The organism is Sphingobacterium thalpophilum (assembly GCF_038396785.1).
GTDB lineage: Bacteria > Bacteroidota > Bacteroidia > Sphingobacteriales > Sphingobacteriaceae > Sphingobacterium > Sphingobacterium thalpophilum_A.
This window is the reverse complement of sequence record NZ_CP151087.1, coordinates 3,591,252-3,607,566: the sequence shown is the minus strand read 5'-3', so window position 1 is coordinate 3,607,566 and position 16,315 is coordinate 3,591,252. Positions and strand designations below refer to the sequence as shown.

Sequence of the window (16,315 nt, the reverse complement as noted above, 5' to 3'; positions counted from 1 at the left end):
CCATCCGGATATCTCTCTGGGAGATGATTATCAGCAGGCATTATCTATATTAAACTTTTAAACTTTTTAGCATGTTCGATTTTGATAACACCGAGCGAACCAATTTGGAAGAAATGGGTGAGTTCGGCTTGATTGATTATATAAAAAAAGCTGTAGAATTAACAGAAAAATCCACAATTAAAGGGATTGGCGATGATGCTGCTGTTCTAGATTTTGGAGGTAAAAAAACCTTGATATCTACTGATCTACTGTTGGAAGGGATTCATTTTGATCTTAGATATGTTCCGTTAAAACATCTAGGTTACAAAGCTGTTCAGGTCAATTTGAGCGATATTTACGCGATGAACGGAATAGCTTCACAAATTACCTTTTCAATAGGTCTGTCCTCAAAATTTCCATTGGAAGCTGTAGAAGAGATTTATCAGGGAGCATTGATTGCCTGTAAGAAATATAATGTCGACTTAATTGGCGGAGACACTTCCGCTTCAGCCCAAGGCTTGGTTATTTCTGTGACAAGCATAGGTTATGCTGATACAGATCAGATTGTTTATCGTAATGGTGCGCAGGAAGGTGATCTCTTGTGTGTGTCTGGTGATCTAGGGGCAGCTTATATGGGCTTACAGCTCTTGGAGCGTGAAAAGGATATCTATTTAGAAAATCCCAATGTACAGCCTGATTTAGAGGGAAAAGATTATATTGTTGAACGTCAATTGAAACCTGAAGCCCGGAAAGACATTGTTGAATTATTTGCCAAGCTAGGGATCAAGCCCACAGCGATGATGGATATTTCAGACGGGCTTGCATCAGAAATTCTACATATTTGCAGACAATCTGACAAAGGTTGCAGATTATATGAGGAAAAAATTCCATTGGATCAGATGACTTATGATACGGGGCGGGAATTTGGCATTGATCCAACCGTAGCCGCACTTAATGGCGGTGAAGATTATGAACTACTGTTCACAATAGCTCAGGCCGATCATGATAAAATCAAAAACTTACCGGATATTAGCATTATTGGTTATATGACGCCAAGTACTGAAGGCTGTGAAATGATTTCCAAATCAGGGAACCTTTATCCGATAACAGCCCAGGGGTGGAATGCTTTTAAGAAAAAAGACTAATACGAAAAAGACCTGTTCAAAACAGGTCTTTTTTTATGCTTCTTGCTCCTCAAGCCGGAGTTCCTCTACCTCATTTGGATCTCTTTCACCTACATTGAAATTGTTATAGCCTAAGCCCACTTCGATCTGTAATAATCTCTGTTGCAGCATTTCAAGAATTGCTAAAAAGTTATAGACAAACTGTATTTTATTTTCTGAGTTTTTAAGAATTTCTTGAAAATCCAATTTTTTATTGATTTCAATTAGTTCGGCTATTGCTTTCTTCTGTTGTTCAATGGTGTATGGATATTTGACAACTGTATGTGTTACTTCTGGGGGACGATTACGGAATTGATACATCATTTGCTCGTAAATCATCATTAGACTATAAAGGTCGAAGCTATCCAAATTTTCTCCGGTAGAGTCTAATTTTAGTCTTTGCTGGATATCATAGCGTATGTTGCCTCGATTGTATAGTTTGAGACGATCCTCCTCCAAGACTCTCAAATCGTCACAGGTCTCTTTAAATTGCTTATAGAGAATAAGTTTTTGAACAAGATCTTCTCTAAGATCGATTTCATTCTCATTTTCATCTAGATCTAGACGAGGCAAGAGCATTTTAGCTTTAATACGCATCAATGTCGAAGCAACAAAGATAAACTCGCTTGCCATTTCCATATTGAGCGCTTGCATTTGGCTCACATACGATAAAAAATCATCTGTAATCTTTGAAATCGGTATATCGTGGATATTTAATTCATCCCGTTCGATAAAAAATAATAATAAATCAAAAGGTCCCTCAAATTGAGGAAGCTTGATTTCGTAGCCTTCTTCTACTTGCATATCTTATACAAATTTACATATAAAATCTTTTGGAATAACTTCGATACAAACTATTCATTATTTTATTTGTTGTACCTCAATATGTAAATGCGATTTAATTTTAAAGATTAAATAAAATTGTCGTTACTTTGTACGAACATATCATGTAAATAGCAGTACTATGCAGTTTGAGGCTGGAGAACTATTAAGTAAAATAAACGATCCCTCTGATCTTAAAAAGCTAAAGGAAGACCAATTAGAACAGTTAAGTCAGGAATTACGTCAATTTATTATTGATCAGGTTTCGGTTAATGGTGGTCACTTTGCAGCAAGTTTGGGAGTCGTCGAGTTAACGGTGGCGTTACATTACGTAATGAATACCCCATACGATCAATTGATCTGGGATGTAGGTCATCAGGCTTATGGACATAAAATCCTAACAGGTCGCCGGGATATATTTCATACAAATAGAATTGAGAACGGGATTTCGGGCTTTCCGAACCGTTTTGAATCTAAATACGATGCATTTGGTGTTGGTCACTCGTCAACATCTATTTCTGCTGCGCTGGGTATGGCTGTTGCCTCTCAGATAAAAGGTGAGAAAGACCGTCAGCATATTGCTGTAATCGGTGATGGTGCCTTGACGGGAGGAATGGCATTTGAAGCATTGAATCATGCTGGAATTTCTAAATCAAATCTTTTGGTGATCTTAAATGATAACTGCATGTCGATAGATCCGAATGTTGGTGCATTAAAGGAGTATTTGACAAGCATTACCACCTCTAAGCGATACAACAGATTTAGAGACGATATAGCAGCAGTATTGACAAAGATTTCAGAAGTTGGTCCCAATGCACTTGGCATTGCCAAAAAGCTTGAAAAAAGCATAAAGGGAACTTTGCTGAAAAATGCTAATCTATTTGAATCTTTAAATTTTAGATACTTTGGGCCAGTTGACGGGCACGATGTCAAAAAATTGGCTAAAACGCTAGAAGATCTTAAACACATACCAGGTCCCAAATTATTACATGCTGTCACTATCAAAGGAAAGGGCTTTGCGTTGGCGGAGAAAGACCAGACTAAGTGGCACGCTCCAGGTTTATTTGATAAAATTACCGGTGAGATCAAGAAGTCTTCGAATGATAAACCGGTGGCTCCCAAATTTCAGGATGTCTTTGGACATACTTTGGTGGAGCTTGCAGAAGAGAATGATAAGATTGTGGGTATAACACCTGCAATGCCATCCGGTTCTTCCATGAATATTATGATGAAAGCTATGCCTGAGCGTGCATTTGACGTCGGTATTGCTGAACAACATGCTGTTACTTTCAGTGCTGGACTTGCAACTCAGGGACTATTGCCATTTTGTAATATTTATTCATCGTTTATGCAACGGGCCTATGATCAGGTAATCCATGATGTTGCATTGCAAAATCTGAACGTCGTTTTCTGTTTAGACCGTGCGGGCGTGGTAGGAGCGGATGGTGCGACACACCATGGAGCTTATGATATCGCATTTATGCGCTGTGTTCCAAATATGACGGTTTCTGCGCCGATGAATGAGGAAGAGTTACGAAATTTAATGTATACAGCTCAGTTGCCCAATAAAGGTCCATTTGTTATTAGATATCCTAGAGGAAATGGTGTTATGCCAGACTGGCGTCGCCCGTTTACGGAAATTGAAATTGGAAAAGGACGTCTTATAACAGATGGGGAAGAGCTTGCTATATTGAGCTTTGGCGCTATAGGAAATGAAGCCGTTAAAGCGGTACAGCAGTTGAATGAATTAGGGATACACCCAGCACATTATGATCTTCGATTTGCTAAACCATTAGATGAAGTCTTACTCCATCAGGTCTTTAAAAAGTTTGATAAAATTATCACGGTTGAAGATGGAAGTTTACAAGGGGGAATAGGTTCCGCTGTATTGGAGTTTATGGCAGATCACGGATATCATAGCCAAGTGGTTCGTTTAGGTATTCCGGATAAGATCATTGAGCATGCTGAACAAAATGCACAGTGGAAGAATGCCCACTACGATGCGAATGCGATCATAGCAGAAGCTAAAAAACTTTGTAATGGAAAATTGACCAGTTCAATGGTCGGATAAAAGTTATATACTATAGAAACAAAAAAGGAGATCCCTATGGACCTCCTTTTTTGTTTCTATAGTATCGCATTTTTGGAGCTCACAATTAATCTCATATGTTACAATATGTTTTTTTCTTTCGGATAAATTATATAGATTTTTGTTTTACAGTTGGACATAAATAAGTTGAATCGTCCATTAGCAATGATGTTAAGTTGGCTTTAAATTCTTATAAATTTAATATTAAAAATATATGAACTAAAGATTGTAATTAGCTATTATTTTGGTTAATTTAGATTTAGACCTTAAGGACTGAGACGTAATTAGTTTGCTACTTTTTTTGTTCTTTTTTTTCAAATAAATTTGGAATGTTAATAATTATTTTTAGAGATCAATTTTAGCGCTAGTTTTCCACAATTTTACATAGTAAATATCTGATATATAATGGTTTATTAATTATTTTATATTTTAGTTTTTTAGCTGATATTTTTTTGTCATCTTCGTTCTCAGAGAAAGTTATCAACATATTTTTTGTCGCGTATTGTAAATCAACTTATTAACAATTTTAGAATGGAAAAAACGTATTCAAGTGTCTGGAATAATTGTCTTTCGATTATCAAAGATAATATACCAGCGCAAAGTTTCAAGACCTGGTTTGAACCTGTGAAAGCAGTCCGTTTGGAGGGTGACGTTTTGACTATTCAAGTGCCTAGCTTATTTTTTTATGAGTGGCTCGAAGAACACTATGTAGGAATTCTTCGTAAGACCGTAAAGAAATTTTTAGGAGAACAAGGTAGATTGGAATACAATATTGTAGTGGAGAAGTCTTCAGCTTCTCATCCCTATACGACTAATCTTCCATCGAATGGCAATGGAGCAGAAGGGAAAAGACAATCTATCCCTGTACCGGTATCTTTAAATAGAGATATCAAAAATCCATTTGTTATTCCTGGATTGAAAAAATTGCAGGTTGATCCGCAATTGAATCAAAACTACACATTCGAAAATTTTATCGAAGGTGAATGTAATCGTCTTGCTCGTTCAGCAGGTTATGCTGTAGCGAATAAGCCGGGTGGTACTTCATTCAACCCTTTGATGATTTATGGTGATGTTGGTTTGGGAAAGACACACCTTGCCCAAGCAATCGGAAATGAAATCAAGAGAAATCTTCCCGATAAACTGGTCATTTATGTGTCTTGTGAGAAATTCTGTCAGCAGTTTGTGGATTCATTGAAAAATAATACAATCAATGATTTCGTTAACTTTTATCAAGCAATGGATGTCATCATTATGGATGATGTACATAACTTTGCCGGTAAAGAAAAAACACAGGATATTTTCTTCCATATTTTTAATCATTTGCATCAATCTGGAAAGCAAATTATTTTGACTTCAGACAAAGCACCTAAGGATTTAGCTGGTTTGGAGGAACGTTTGCTTAGTCGTTTTAAATGGGGATTATCTGCAGATATTCAGATTCCTGATCTTGAGACGAGAATGGCAATTTTGAAGAAGAAGATGTATTCCGATGGTATTGATTTACCTGAAAATGTAGTGGAATACGTCGCAACACAGATCGATAACAGCGTTCGTGAATTGGAAGGAGCCATGGTTTCATTATTGGCTCAGTCTACTTTGAACAAAAAAGAGATCGATTTGGGCTTAGCAAAATCCATGTTGAAGAATTTTGTGAAGAATACCCATAAGGAAATTTCAATGGACTTTATTCAAAAATTAGTCTGTGAATATTTTGAAGTTCCTGTGGATATGGTTAAATCGAAAGTTAGAAAGCGTGAAATCGTGCAGGCCAGGCAAATTTCGATGTACTTAGCAAAAGCACATACCAAATCTTCACTAAAATCGATTGGAGCATTCTTCGGAGGAAGAGACCACTCGACAGTCATTTATGCCTGTCAAACCGTAGAGGATTTAATTGAAACTGACAAGAAATTTAAAACTTATGTAAGTGACATTATGAAAAAATTAAAATCTTAATGTCAATTATCGTAAGCAAAGCATTAGAAGGGCTGTCCATATTACTTGGACAGCCCTTTTTTAATGTATTTAAGGCCCTGTAAGGCATAAAAAATCCTCTGGACATGCATTGCATGTCCAGAGGATTTTCATTCGTTCTCGAATGATTATTGTTGTTGATTGCTCTGTCCGTTACCGGATTCTTTTTGTTCTGTTGTTTCTTGCGTTGCCGGAATGTTTACTGGAGGTCGCTCAGTAACATATTTCTGATAAGCAACTTTTTGTTCATCTGTTAGCAACTGAGCTATTTTAGTATCTGATTCACCCTGTATTTTGGCTATATTCTCCTTTTTGACGTCAACCTTAGTCGTGGAATCCTGAATGACAGCCGCTATAGCCTTTTCTTGATCCAATACGATTGTTGATACCGCAGTTTTCTGCTCGTCATTTAATGTCAGCTTTGTGACTAATTCAGTTACTACCTTTGTTGCATTTTCTTCCGGTGTTGTTTGTTGTGCAAATGTTAGGCCCATCGCTAGGAAGAAACCTATACCTGCTAAAAATAACTTTTTCATGATGTTTAATTTTAGATGAAATTATTCAATGTTTTTTTGCTACCTAATTTTACTTTATTGTCGATTATTGACCAGATTCAGTTTTCTGAGGCTCAGCTGCGGTCGGCACAGCTTTAGCTGGTCTTTCAGTTATGACTTTTTGATAAAGCGATTTCTGATCTTCGGTAAGTAATTGACTGACTTTTGTATCCACTTCAGTCTGTAGCTTATTAAGCGCTTCGCTTTTCGCTTGAGCAGAAGACCCAGTATCTTTTACTATTGTCTGTTCTGTTTTTACCTGATCCAATAGAATGGTTGATACCGCAGTTTTTTGCTCATCATTCAGATGCAGTTTCTGTACAAGTTCAGTCGTTGCTTTAGCAGCTGCATCTTCGGGACTACCCTGTTGTGCAAACGTTAGGCCCATCGCTAGAATGAATCCTATTCCTGTTAAAATTAGCTTTTTCATATCTTGTATTTAAAAAGTTACAATTAAACCGTCTTGCTATAAAAACTCGAAAGGGGTATTTATATTGTATCAACTATGTTACTTTAACAAAGTTTTAATATTAACTGATTGTAATTCATTGGAATACGGGTTTTTATATATGGCGTGAAATGCAAAAATTGATGATATCGCTGTTATTGTACTGCTAACAGGATCGATAAAGTTAGACGAACTTAATTGTGATGACAACGTCAGAATAAAACTGAACGTGACATAAAAAAGGCCTTGTCAAAAAACAAGGCCTTTTTCTAAGATAGCTTTATTTAATTGTCGGAACGTTTAGACATTCTTTCCTTCATTTTTTCTTGTTGTTCTTCAAATAGCTTAGCTTGGTCAGGGGTAAGCCATGATTTAATTTTGGTTGTTTGTATTTCCTGAAGCTGTTTATATTTTTCCATGTTCGCTTTTCGATCTCCCCCCTCATTTCGAAGAGCAGCCCGTTGTTGAGCCTGACTTAATGTAAGGTTATAGATCGAATCTTTTTGCGTTTGATTGAGGCTTAATAATTTGTCTAAATGCTCTACGCGCATTTTAGCTTGTTCTTCAGGACTACGTTGCTGACGTTGTTGGGCAAAAACTCCTGTAGCACTTAAAAATAAACAAGCTACTGCCATTAAAATTTTCTTTTTCATCTTTGTATAGTTTATCACGAGTGCCGAATATCGGGTATACACTCAATTCGTTCATTATAGACAGAGCGAAAACTTTTGAGATTCTCTGTTTACATATAGAATATAAATTTGATGAAAAAGTTTAGTATAGCACCTGATCTTAACAAAATTTAAGGTTGATTAACACTTTGAGCCACTGCATCATATAGCCATTTATGGAATATTTCCTGTTGGATAGGATCGTGAAATTGAAGACCGATTGGCAGATAAGCCAAATCAATTGCCGTAAATTTCTGTTTAAAAGGTTTTAGTCGCTGAAAGTCCTTTTCAGTTGTCAATACGATCTTGTTGCTGCTCGCCATATTCTGGTAAGATTTTGCAATTTGATTGATATCCGATTCAGTAAAAGAATGATGATCTTCAAAGGAAATGTGTTGGATTGAATTTGCTTTGTTTTGGAGATAATCTACTAAGGGTTGAGGTTTAGCAATACCGGTAACCAAAATAATGTCTTTGCCTTTGATATCGATTAGATTTCCTTTACTATTGATGGGTTCAAGATAGTCGATATAGCTAAATACAATTAAAGCTTCTTTGTTATAATACCTGATTTTGTTTTCTATCCGTTTTTTTTCTTCGGTCGAAAGATCAATAGGACATTTCGTAATTACTATGATCTGTGCGCGTTTGGCCTCCATTAGGAGATCCCTAAAGTTTCCTGTGGGAAATACGAGCATAGGTTTGGAAAACGATAAAAAATCAAATAGTAATATATTGAAAAGAGGTGATAATTTTCGGTGTTGATAAGCGTCATCCAGAATAATAAGTTGGTGAGTTGACTGAAGTTTTTCAATTCCAGTACAACGATCCTCACAAACTGCAACAGTAACAGCCGGAAATTTATTTTTGAACTGCAAGGGCTCGTCACCGACGTCCGTGGCCGATGAATCCGTCTGTAGCAAAAAGAAACCTTTGGTGCTACGTCCATATCCTCGACTGAGTATTGCCGTTTTAAACTGACCTTTAAGGCTGGATACCACAAATTCTGTCATTGGGCTTTTTCCTGTCCCACCAACGGCAAGATTTCCTATTACTACAGTTGGAATGTCAAAAGACCGCGATGGAAGCAGCTTAAGATCATATAATCGATTTCTTATCCACACCACAAGGGCGTAGATGATGGTAAAAGGAAATAATAGATATCGTAATAAGCGTATCATTTTGGAACAATGGTTAACCCTACGTCTGTGATTTCTTTCAACGGATTTTCTTTCATGTTCTGTTCGATGGAAATCGTATAAATTCCTGTATCCGGAAATAGGTAATCTTTATGGATGATGGATTGATTGTTATACAAGCTACCGGAGGATTTTCCTATCCATTTTCCATCCGATCGGGCCATTTTTATTTCTTTACGAAAAGTATATTGCTTTTTACCTGGGCCTCGTTGGTAAATAAGTACAAAAAGATTGGAAAAAGCATATTCCGGTGTATGACGGACATCCATCAATACATCATATCGTTTGGTATTGTCGCCGATATGAAATTGAAAACTAGGCGGTGATGTATTCAGCCAAGCTTTATTATCAATGGGTTTATTTTCATTTATGACAAAAGTTTGGTCACAAGAATACCCTATGCCAATACATAACAAACCAATAAGGAAGGGAGAGCTTTTGAGTTTCATGTTTATTTATAAAAAGAATATGCCTAATGGGTTAAAATTAGGCATATTTTTTTTATTCTGCTTTCGGTGCAGCATTGTTGTTATTACCTTTGTTTTTATTCCGATGGCGATTAAAACGCTTTTTTGGTCTGTTATTAGATCCTTCTTTATTCTCTTTATTCGCGCTTGGAGCTACAGCATCAGTCGAAATCTGAGGTTTAGCACTTTGTCTAGGTGTACTTTGTTCGGACTTCTCAGTTTTTTGTCCAGCCTTACTTTCAGGTTTGACAGTATTGCTTTTGGATTTTCTTTTTTTCTTTCTTTTATTCCGGTCATCAAGTCGAGTTAAGCTATCTTGTCCGACTACATTTTCGTAATCGTAATTGATATTTTTCTCTTCTCTGACTTCATCGTTATCTACTGCACTCGAAATTGCTTCCGGTTTGATCCCCTGCTTATTCATTTCGACAAACTCTTTGACTTGTTGAACGGGAATGGCGATCCAATTTTCAGCTCCAGGAAAAGAGAACCACATCATTTTCTTGAAAATATCGGTCTTTTGAAGATAAGCAACTCCTTTTAGCGTTTCGATGCGGTCGATATTATTTGGGATGTCTTTTAAAGCATCCATGTAACTATCTAATTCATAATTGAGACAGCATTTTAATTTTCCGCATTGTCCCGCTAGCTTTAACGTATTCAAAGAAAGATTTTGATAACGTGCGGCCGACGTGGATACTGTTTTGAAATCCGTTAGCCAGGTTGAACAGCAGAGTTCGCGGCCACAGGAACCGATTCCACCGAGGCGGCTAGCTTCTTGTCGCATACCTATCTGGCGCATTTCAATGCGTATTCTGAAAGCTTCAGCCATTTTTTTGATAAGCTCACGGAAATCCACGCGGCCCTCAGCAGTGTAGTAGAAGGTAGCTTTGGTTTTATCACCCTGGTAGTCAACATCAGAAATCTTCATGGACAAACCCAGGTCCAAAGCCAGTTTACGTGCTTTGTGCATCGTTTCCCATTCGAGATCTTTTGCTGCATTATACTTCTCTACATCCATTTCATTGGGCTTCCGATAGATTTTTTTAGTTACCGTTTCTGGGGTAACATTGTTCTTTTTTAATTGTAGTCTGACCAATTCACCCGTTAAGGAGACATGTCCGACATCATAGCCACCAGTAGAGGGTTCTACAACGACCATTTCCCCCATTTCAAGGTAGGTATTGTCTACATTAATAAAGAAATCTTTTCGTGATCCCTTGAATCGTACTTCGACGATATTAAATGGTTTATAGTTTGAAGGCATATCCATATCGGAAAGCCAGTCATATACATCTAATTTATTACATCCGCTAGTCATGCAAGAGCCATTGTTCTGACATCCTGCTGGTGTACCATTTGTCGTGGTAGTACCGCAACCTCCGCCGGATGAGCAACTGCCACATCCCATAGTTTTCTATATTATATATTGAGTTCCTTTCGGAAACGTTTTGTATTTGTATATTAATGTTAACTGCAAAGATAAATCTAAAAATAATATTTTGGGATTTGCATTTCTTTCTACAAAATAATGTGTTTCCTCAAATAGATTTATTGTTGCTTCAATTTGTTCAACGGTATAGTGTACGGCAAATTTTTGGACAAAATCCAATTCTTTGGCCGGTAAGAATACGAGACTGGAAAGCCCTTCTTTTATTAATATAATCTGACGCATCATATTAATTGCATAAAAAAGAAAGCTTTTTTGGTTTTCTCGCCCCATTTTTGAGAGCTCTTCTTCTACTAGGGAAATCATATTGGTCCCTGCGTCCGAAACGATGAAGCGCAGCCAGTTTACCAAAATGCCAAAATGATTATTTGTTTGCGACTGGATTTGATTCATTGCTTCTTGTAGGTTTCCATCCGCAATAAAAGCAATTTCAGCTGATTCTTGATCCGAAAGATGATGTACGCTTTTTAGATGTTGTGCGATCTCCATGTGATCCAACTTCTTTATTTTGACCAATTGCGTACGTGATATGATTGTATTTAATATTTTGTCCTGATTTTCTGCAACCAGAATAAAGAGCGTTTTTTCGGGTGGTTCTTCGATTAACTTTAACAGCGCATTGCCTTGTGTGTCCAGGTATTCGGGCAGCCACATAATTAAAACCTTATATTCAGCTTCGAAGGATTTGAGACTTAGTTTTTTGATGATACCATGCGCCTCGGCAATATTGATATTGACCTGTTTGTTGTCCGCATCCAATTGATTGCGCCAATATTCCAATCCCATGTACGGATTGGATAAAAAAGATTTTCGCCAGCTGTCCGCATAATCGGATGCCGTATCTTCCTTATGTTTGGCTATGAAAGGATAAGACATGTGGAGATCGGGATGGATCAGCTTATTATATTTTCGACAAGAGGGGCATTCGCCACAACTGTCGGTTGACTGTCGGTTTTCACAATTCAAAAACTGTGCATAAGCATAGGCTAATGCAAGGCTACCACAGCCCTCAGGACCAAGAAATAATTGCGCATGACTCACACGATTTTCATGAACCGTGCGAACTAAATGTTCTTTGATGTCTTTGTGCCCAATGATCTCTTTAAACTGCATACACTACTGCTATTATACAAATGTAATAAATATTGTGATTTATCGGGCCGAATTTGCTTTCTATACTTTTGGCGCTGTGCTTATTAATTGAAATACAATTGCTTATTTGAACGATCGAAATCTCTTTATGTGGAAAGAAAGCGGCCTATAAAACTGAAAAATATTGATTAATTTGTGTATTATTGCACATAATAATTAGTATTCAGGAAATGAGATTCATTGTATCAACATCAATTTTATTAAAGCAGTTACAAGCTATCAATGGCGCATCCAGTACAAGTACTGTTTTGCCTATCTTGGAAAACTTTCTTTTTGAAATAAAAGACAATAACTTGACTATTTCTGCTACGGATCTGCAAACTAGTATGGTTACTTCCTTACAGATCGAAGCAAAAGAAGAGGGAAGAGTAGCCATGCCTTCGAAGATTTTGATCGAGACGTTAAAAACCTTACCAGATCAGCCAGTAGCATTTTCAGTAGATATGAATACCTTGGCTATTGAGATCAGTGCAGGTGATGGAAAATATAAATTGAGTGGAGAGAATGCCGACGATTTCCCTAAAATTCCTTCAATCGATAACGGGTCAGTTATTCATATGCCAGCTCCTATTTTGTCAGAAGCGATCAGTAAAACAATCTTTGCGGTCAGTAACGACGAATTGAGACCTGCAATGTCCGGTGTTTTGGTGCAATTAGCTGAAAAGAATGTGACTTTTGTCTCTACCGATGCGCACAAATTGGTGCGTTATTCGAGAACTGATATTGGTGCTGAGAAACCGGCATCACTTATTTTGCCGAAAAAGGCACTTTCATTGCTCAAATCGTCGCTACCATCCGATGATGTTACAGTATCGATAGAATATAATCAAACCAATGCGTTCTTTAGCTTTGGCAACATTAATTTGATCTGTCGTTTGATTGATGAACGTTACCCAGATTATGCTGCTGTAATCCCTCAAGTCAACCCTAACAAGTTAACTGTAGATCGATTATTGTTTTTAAATACCTTGAGACGGGTGGTGATTTTTGCTAATAAAACAACCCATCAGGTTCGTCTGAAGATCTCAGGAAGTGAATTGCATATCTCTGCAGAAGATTTAGATTTCTCTAATGAAGCGCATGAACGCTTATCCTGTCAATTTGAAGGGGATGATATGGAAATCGGTTTTAACGCCAAATTCCTCGTGGAGATGTTAAATAACTTAGAGAGTGAAGAAGTTGTTTTGGAGATGAGTACGCCAAATCGTGCCGGTTTATTGATTCCGGCCGTATCTGAAGATCATGAAGATATTTTGATGTTGGTGATGCCTGTTATGTTAAACAACGCTTAATCTTCGTCAGGATTTGGAACTAATTACGCATCTTATAGACTTTATTCTCCATATTGATAAACATTTGGTTGAAATAGTCAATGATTATCAGACTTGGACGTACCTTATTCTGTTTCTTATTATTTTTGTAGAAACGGGAGTGGTTGTGATGCCTTTTTTACCTGGAGATTCTTTATTGTTCGCGGCGGGCATGCTAGCCGCACAACCAAATGATCTTAACGTATGGTTGATGATTCTCATTTTATTGGTAGCAGCGGTTTCTGGGGATTCCTTAAACTATGCTATTGGTAAGAATTTTGGTATGCGCCTAACGAAATTTAAGCTCTTTGGTAAGCAGGTAGTCAAAGATGAGCAAATTGCCAAGACTCATTCTTTTTATGAGAAATATGGCAGTAAAACAATCGTTATCGCTCGATTTGTACCTATCGTACGTACCTTGGCGCCTTTCGTTGGGGGGATTGGAAAGATGAATTATGGCACCTTCATTACGTATAATGTCGTAGGAGCTGTCTTGTGGGTGGGTGGTATAACCCTCGCAGGATACTTTTTAGGAAATATTCCGATTATCAGAGATAATTTCTCGAAGGTCGTATTGATCATTATTTTTATATCGATATTGCCAATAATCTTCGAGCTTATTAAAGAAAAGATAAAAACTAAAAAGGGAATCCAATAAGATTCCCTTTTTTTATAGATCAAAAAAATGGAAATCATTTCACAGTTTATTGATTTTATATTGCATATCGACCAGCATCTTTTGCAACTGATCAATAGTTATGAAAACTGGACTTATCTGATTTTGTTTTTAATCATCTTTGCGGAGACAGGACTTGTTTTTACCCCATTTCTTCCTGGTGATTCAGTTTTATTTGCCCTGGGTGCGATAATTGCCCGCCCCGATTGTCCGCTTTCTTTACCACTATTTATGGTCATCTTAGTTTTCGCCGCTATTTCTGGGGATTTCGTGAATTATGAAATTGGTAAATATGTTGGAATACGTGTTTTTAAGCCAGGATCAAGGATATTTAAGCCGACTTACCTGCAAAAAACACAGGATTTTTATGCGAAACATGGAACGAGGACCATTATTTATGCGCGATTTGTGCCCATTGTTAGAACTTTTGCGCCATTTGTAGCCGGTGTTGGTAAAATGCCGTACAGGATCTTTGGAAAATATAATTTAATTGGCGGTATATTATGGGTTTCATTGTTTATGCTTGCAGGTTATTTTTTTGGACAGCTGCCATTCTTTAAGCATAATTTCTCCCTTGTTATTCTGGCCGTTATCTTTATTAGCCTAATACCCATGCTTATACAGTTTCTGACTACAAATAGATCAAAAAAAGATTAAACGTTGCATACTAAATATGGTCTTTTAGGGTTAAAGGATTGATACGAAATATTCCTATTGAAAAAGTACAGGTACTGTGCCCAAATGTATTTTGGACGCGATAAAATTAAGTTAAGCGGGCAAGATCGTCTGGATATTTCGTAAGGTCACTGAAGAAGAGATTATCTACGTATGAACTATTTGATTTTAGCATTTACCCTGCTTTTTACACAGTCTATTTTTGCCCAACGTGTGGTTGTTGATCATGGTCAAGCCATCGAGGCTTATGAACTATTGAACAAAATTCGTACAAATCCCGAAAAGTATAAGAAGGAGCTGAAGCTTTTTAATCTACAGAAGATTAAACGAACCAAGCTCAATTGGAATAAACAGTTGGCCGAGGTTGCGGTTTATCGTGCAAAAGATATGGCTAAACGTTCTTATTTTGACCATGTTTCACCTGAGGGCTATGGACCTAATTATTTCATTGACGAGGCAGGATATCAGCTTAATCCGGCATGGCTGTCCAAACGAAATGCAAACAATTTTGAGTCCATTGCGGCCAACCGATCCAGTGCTACCGCTGGCATTAAGGCCTTGATTATCGGAAAGGAAGCTCCGGGTTATTATCATCGTACTCATTTATTGGGCATGGATCAGTGGAACGCTTCGCTATATGATATTGGGATTGGTTATGTTGAATGCAAAGGTGCCAAACCTTATGAAAGTTACTTAGTAGTTATCATCGCCAAACACGATTGGTAAATAAAAAGAAAGGTAATTTGGCGAGTATCAGCAATTAATCGATACAGTGTATTTAATTTTTACTGAAAAGTCATACCTTTGCATATGATAAAATCCATGACAGGATATGGCACAGCTTCCGCTGATAACGGTAAAGTTAAATATAGTGTCGAAATAAAGTCCTTAAATTCAAAATTCCTTGAATTAAATCTTCGTTTGCCCAAAGTTGTTTCGGACAAAGAATTGACCCTGCGTACTGAAAGTAGCAAACTTATTGAACGTGGTAAAGTTAACATGAATGTAACGGTTGAATACACGGATCAAACTGCGAAGGCGTCTTCCATTAATGCTGATTTACTCAAAAAATATTATAGTCAATTGCAGCAGATTGCTGTCGAACTCAACGATACGAATGTCAACCTGTTTGAACTCGCATTAAATATGCCTGAGGTAATCACAAACAATGATGATTCGGTTGATGATGAAGAGTCTAAAGTATTGATGGATGCTTTTTATGATGCCGTCAAACGTTTTAATACATTTCGTGAAGATGAGGGAAATGTACTTGCTGGAGACTTAAAAAAGCGTGCAGAGCTTATTTTGACTTACCTTGGAGAAGTAGAGGGCTTGGAAGTAGAACGTATACCTTTGATCAGACAACGTATCGAGCAGTTTTTAAATGATACGGTCGGTAAAGAAAATGTCGATCAAAATCGATTTGAGCAGGAACTGGTTTACTACATTGACAAATTAGATGTGACTGAGGAGAAAGTAAGATTGCGTGCTCATTGCAACTACTTTTTAAAGGCGTTTGATTCAGCCGATTCAAATGGTAAAAAATTAGGTTTTATTTCACAAGAAATGGGTAGAGAAATCAATACCCTTGGTTCTAAAGCCAATCATGCCGGAATCCAACAGATTGTGGTTAAAATGAAAGAAGAATTAGAAAAAATAAAAGAGCAATTGCTCAACGTATTATAA

General features: G+C 37.2%; 16 protein-coding genes. 8 read left to right on the top strand and 8 right to left on the bottom strand.

Annotation, left to right across the window (positions count from 1 at the left end; all coding sequences use genetic code 11):
- Positions 1-71 precede the first annotated feature (71 nt).
- The gene (thiL, locus tag AACH28_RS16035; RefSeq protein ID WP_205400226.1) at positions 72-1,124 is read left to right on the top strand and encodes a thiamine-phosphate kinase; all 1,053 of its coding nucleotides are present in this window, start codon (positions 72-74) and stop codon (positions 1,122-1,124) included.
- Positions 1,125-1,157: 33 nt separating this feature from the next.
- Here the strand turns inward: thiL and AACH28_RS16030 are convergent, their stop codons facing one another.
- The gene (locus tag AACH28_RS16030; protein ID WP_120335635.1) at positions 1,158-1,946 is read right to left on the bottom strand and encodes a ScpA family protein; all 789 of its coding nucleotides are present in this window, start codon (positions 1,944-1,946) and stop codon (positions 1,158-1,160) included.
- A 160-nt stretch (positions 1,947-2,106) separates the two neighbouring features.
- Between AACH28_RS16030 and dxs the strand changes: the two genes are divergently transcribed.
- On the top strand, positions 2,107-4,035 hold the full coding sequence (gene dxs, locus AACH28_RS16025) for a 1-deoxy-D-xylulose-5-phosphate synthase (protein ID WP_341830974.1): 1,929 nt from the start codon (positions 2,107-2,109) through the stop codon (positions 4,033-4,035).
- A 549-nt stretch (positions 4,036-4,584) separates the two neighbouring features.
- On the top strand, positions 4,585-6,009 hold the full coding sequence (dnaA, locus tag AACH28_RS16020; protein ID WP_046672557.1) for a chromosomal replication initiator protein DnaA: 1,425 nt from the start codon (positions 4,585-4,587) through the stop codon (positions 6,007-6,009).
- Positions 6,010-6,155: 146 nt separating this feature from the next.
- On the opposite strand, the gene AACH28_RS16015 is transcribed toward dnaA, so the two are convergent.
- The 7 genes from AACH28_RS16015 to AACH28_RS15985 all read right to left on the bottom strand — a co-directional run bounded on the left by AACH28_RS16015 (position 6,156) and on the right by AACH28_RS15985 (position 11,929).
- Positions 6,156-6,563: a hypothetical protein gene (locus tag AACH28_RS16015; RefSeq protein WP_153845284.1), complete on the bottom strand. Its 408-nt coding sequence runs from the start codon at positions 6,561-6,563 to the stop codon at positions 6,156-6,158.
- A gap of 64 nt (positions 6,564-6,627) precedes the next feature.
- On the bottom strand, positions 6,628-7,011 hold the full coding sequence (locus AACH28_RS16010) for a hypothetical protein (protein WP_341830973.1): 384 nt from the start codon (positions 7,009-7,011) through the stop codon (positions 6,628-6,630).
- Between the two features lie 302 nt (positions 7,012-7,313).
- On the bottom strand, positions 7,314-7,682 hold the full coding sequence (locus AACH28_RS16005; protein WP_248932749.1) for a hypothetical protein: 369 nt from the start codon (positions 7,680-7,682) through the stop codon (positions 7,314-7,316).
- A gap of 149 nt (positions 7,683-7,831) precedes the next feature.
- Entirely contained in the window at positions 7,832-8,881 is a 1,050-nt protein-coding gene (gene lpxK / locus AACH28_RS16000; RefSeq protein ID WP_341830972.1) for a tetraacyldisaccharide 4'-kinase, read from the bottom strand.
- The gene (locus AACH28_RS15995; RefSeq protein WP_341830971.1) at positions 8,878-9,348 is read right to left on the bottom strand and encodes a gliding motility lipoprotein GldH; all 471 of its coding nucleotides are present in this window, start codon (positions 9,346-9,348) and stop codon (positions 8,878-8,880) included. The genes lpxK and AACH28_RS15995 overlap by 4 nt, the downstream gene beginning before the upstream one ends.
- Before the next feature lie 52 nt (positions 9,349-9,400).
- Complete coding sequence (locus tag AACH28_RS15990) at positions 9,401-10,777, bottom strand: regulatory iron-sulfur-containing complex subunit RicT (RefSeq protein ID WP_201666936.1); 1,377 nt, start codon at positions 10,775-10,777, stop codon at positions 9,401-9,403.
- 6 nt (positions 10,778-10,783) lie between these two features.
- Positions 10,784-11,929 (bottom strand): hypothetical protein, encoded by a 1,146-nt coding sequence (locus tag AACH28_RS15985; protein WP_341830970.1) that lies wholly within the window; start codon positions 11,927-11,929, stop codon positions 10,784-10,786.
- A 209-nt stretch (positions 11,930-12,138) separates the two neighbouring features.
- Here AACH28_RS15985 and dnaN point away from each other — a divergent pair, with 209 nt between their 5' ends.
- From dnaN to AACH28_RS15960, 5 genes are all read left to right on the top strand, one after another.
- Positions 12,139-13,260, top strand: coding sequence for a DNA polymerase III subunit beta (gene dnaN / locus AACH28_RS15980; RefSeq protein WP_341830969.1), 1,122 nt, complete (start codon positions 12,139-12,141; stop codon positions 13,258-13,260).
- A gap of 13 nt (positions 13,261-13,273) precedes the next feature.
- Positions 13,274-13,936 (top strand): DedA family protein, encoded by a 663-nt coding sequence (locus tag AACH28_RS15975; RefSeq protein ID WP_075990435.1) that lies wholly within the window; start codon positions 13,274-13,276, stop codon positions 13,934-13,936.
- A 27-nt stretch (positions 13,937-13,963) separates the two neighbouring features.
- Positions 13,964-14,611 carry a DedA family protein gene (locus AACH28_RS15970; RefSeq protein WP_341830968.1) on the top strand — a complete coding sequence of 216 codons (648 nt, stop codon included), beginning with the start codon at positions 13,964-13,966 and terminating at the stop codon, positions 14,609-14,611.
- A 171-nt stretch (positions 14,612-14,782) separates the two neighbouring features.
- On the top strand, positions 14,783-15,355 hold the full coding sequence (locus AACH28_RS15965; protein ID WP_341830967.1) for a CAP domain-containing protein: 573 nt from the start codon (positions 14,783-14,785) through the stop codon (positions 15,353-15,355).
- 84 nt (positions 15,356-15,439) lie between these two features.
- Complete coding sequence (locus AACH28_RS15960; protein WP_341830966.1) at positions 15,440-16,315, top strand: YicC/YloC family endoribonuclease; 876 nt, start codon at positions 15,440-15,442, stop codon at positions 16,313-16,315.

What these genes read in the sequence shown, in the direction of transcription:
- thiL (WP_205400226.1), top strand. Translation starts at nt 72, where the DNA reads ATGTTCGATTTTGATAACACCGAGCGAACCAATTTGGAAGAAATGGGT.
- AACH28_RS16030 (WP_120335635.1), bottom strand. Translation starts at nt 1,946, where the DNA reads ATGCAAGTAGAAGAAGGCTACGAAATCAAGCTTCCTCAATTTGAGGGA.
- dxs (WP_341830974.1), top strand. Translation starts at nt 2,107, where the DNA reads ATGCAGTTTGAGGCTGGAGAACTATTAAGTAAAATAAACGATCCCTCT.
- dnaA (WP_046672557.1), top strand. Translation starts at nt 4,585, where the DNA reads ATGGAAAAAACGTATTCAAGTGTCTGGAATAATTGTCTTTCGATTATC.
- AACH28_RS16015 (WP_153845284.1), bottom strand. Translation starts at nt 6,563, where the DNA reads ATGAAAAAGTTATTTTTAGCAGGTATAGGTTTCTTCCTAGCGATGGGC.
- AACH28_RS16010 (WP_341830973.1), bottom strand. Translation starts at nt 7,011, where the DNA reads ATGAAAAAGCTAATTTTAACAGGAATAGGATTCATTCTAGCGATGGGC.
- AACH28_RS16005 (WP_248932749.1), bottom strand. Translation starts at nt 7,682, where the DNA reads ATGAAAAAGAAAATTTTAATGGCAGTAGCTTGTTTATTTTTAAGTGCT.
- lpxK (WP_341830972.1), bottom strand. Translation starts at nt 8,881, where the DNA reads ATGATACGCTTATTACGATATCTATTATTTCCTTTTACCATCATCTAC.
- AACH28_RS15995 (WP_341830971.1), bottom strand. Translation starts at nt 9,348, where the DNA reads ATGAAACTCAAAAGCTCTCCCTTCCTTATTGGTTTGTTATGTATTGGC.
- AACH28_RS15990 (WP_201666936.1), bottom strand. Translation starts at nt 10,777, where the DNA reads ATGGGATGTGGCAGTTGCTCATCCGGCGGAGGTTGCGGTACTACCACG.
- AACH28_RS15985 (WP_341830970.1), bottom strand. Translation starts at nt 11,929, where the DNA reads ATGCAGTTTAAAGAGATCATTGGGCACAAAGACATCAAAGAACATTTA.
- dnaN (WP_341830969.1), top strand. Translation starts at nt 12,139, where the DNA reads ATGAGATTCATTGTATCAACATCAATTTTATTAAAGCAGTTACAAGCT.
- AACH28_RS15970 (WP_341830968.1), top strand. Translation starts at nt 13,964, where the DNA reads ATGGAAATCATTTCACAGTTTATTGATTTTATATTGCATATCGACCAG.
- AACH28_RS15965 (WP_341830967.1), top strand. Translation starts at nt 14,783, where the DNA reads ATGAACTATTTGATTTTAGCATTTACCCTGCTTTTTACACAGTCTATT.
- AACH28_RS15960 (WP_341830966.1), top strand. Translation starts at nt 15,440, where the DNA reads ATGATAAAATCCATGACAGGATATGGCACAGCTTCCGCTGATAACGGT.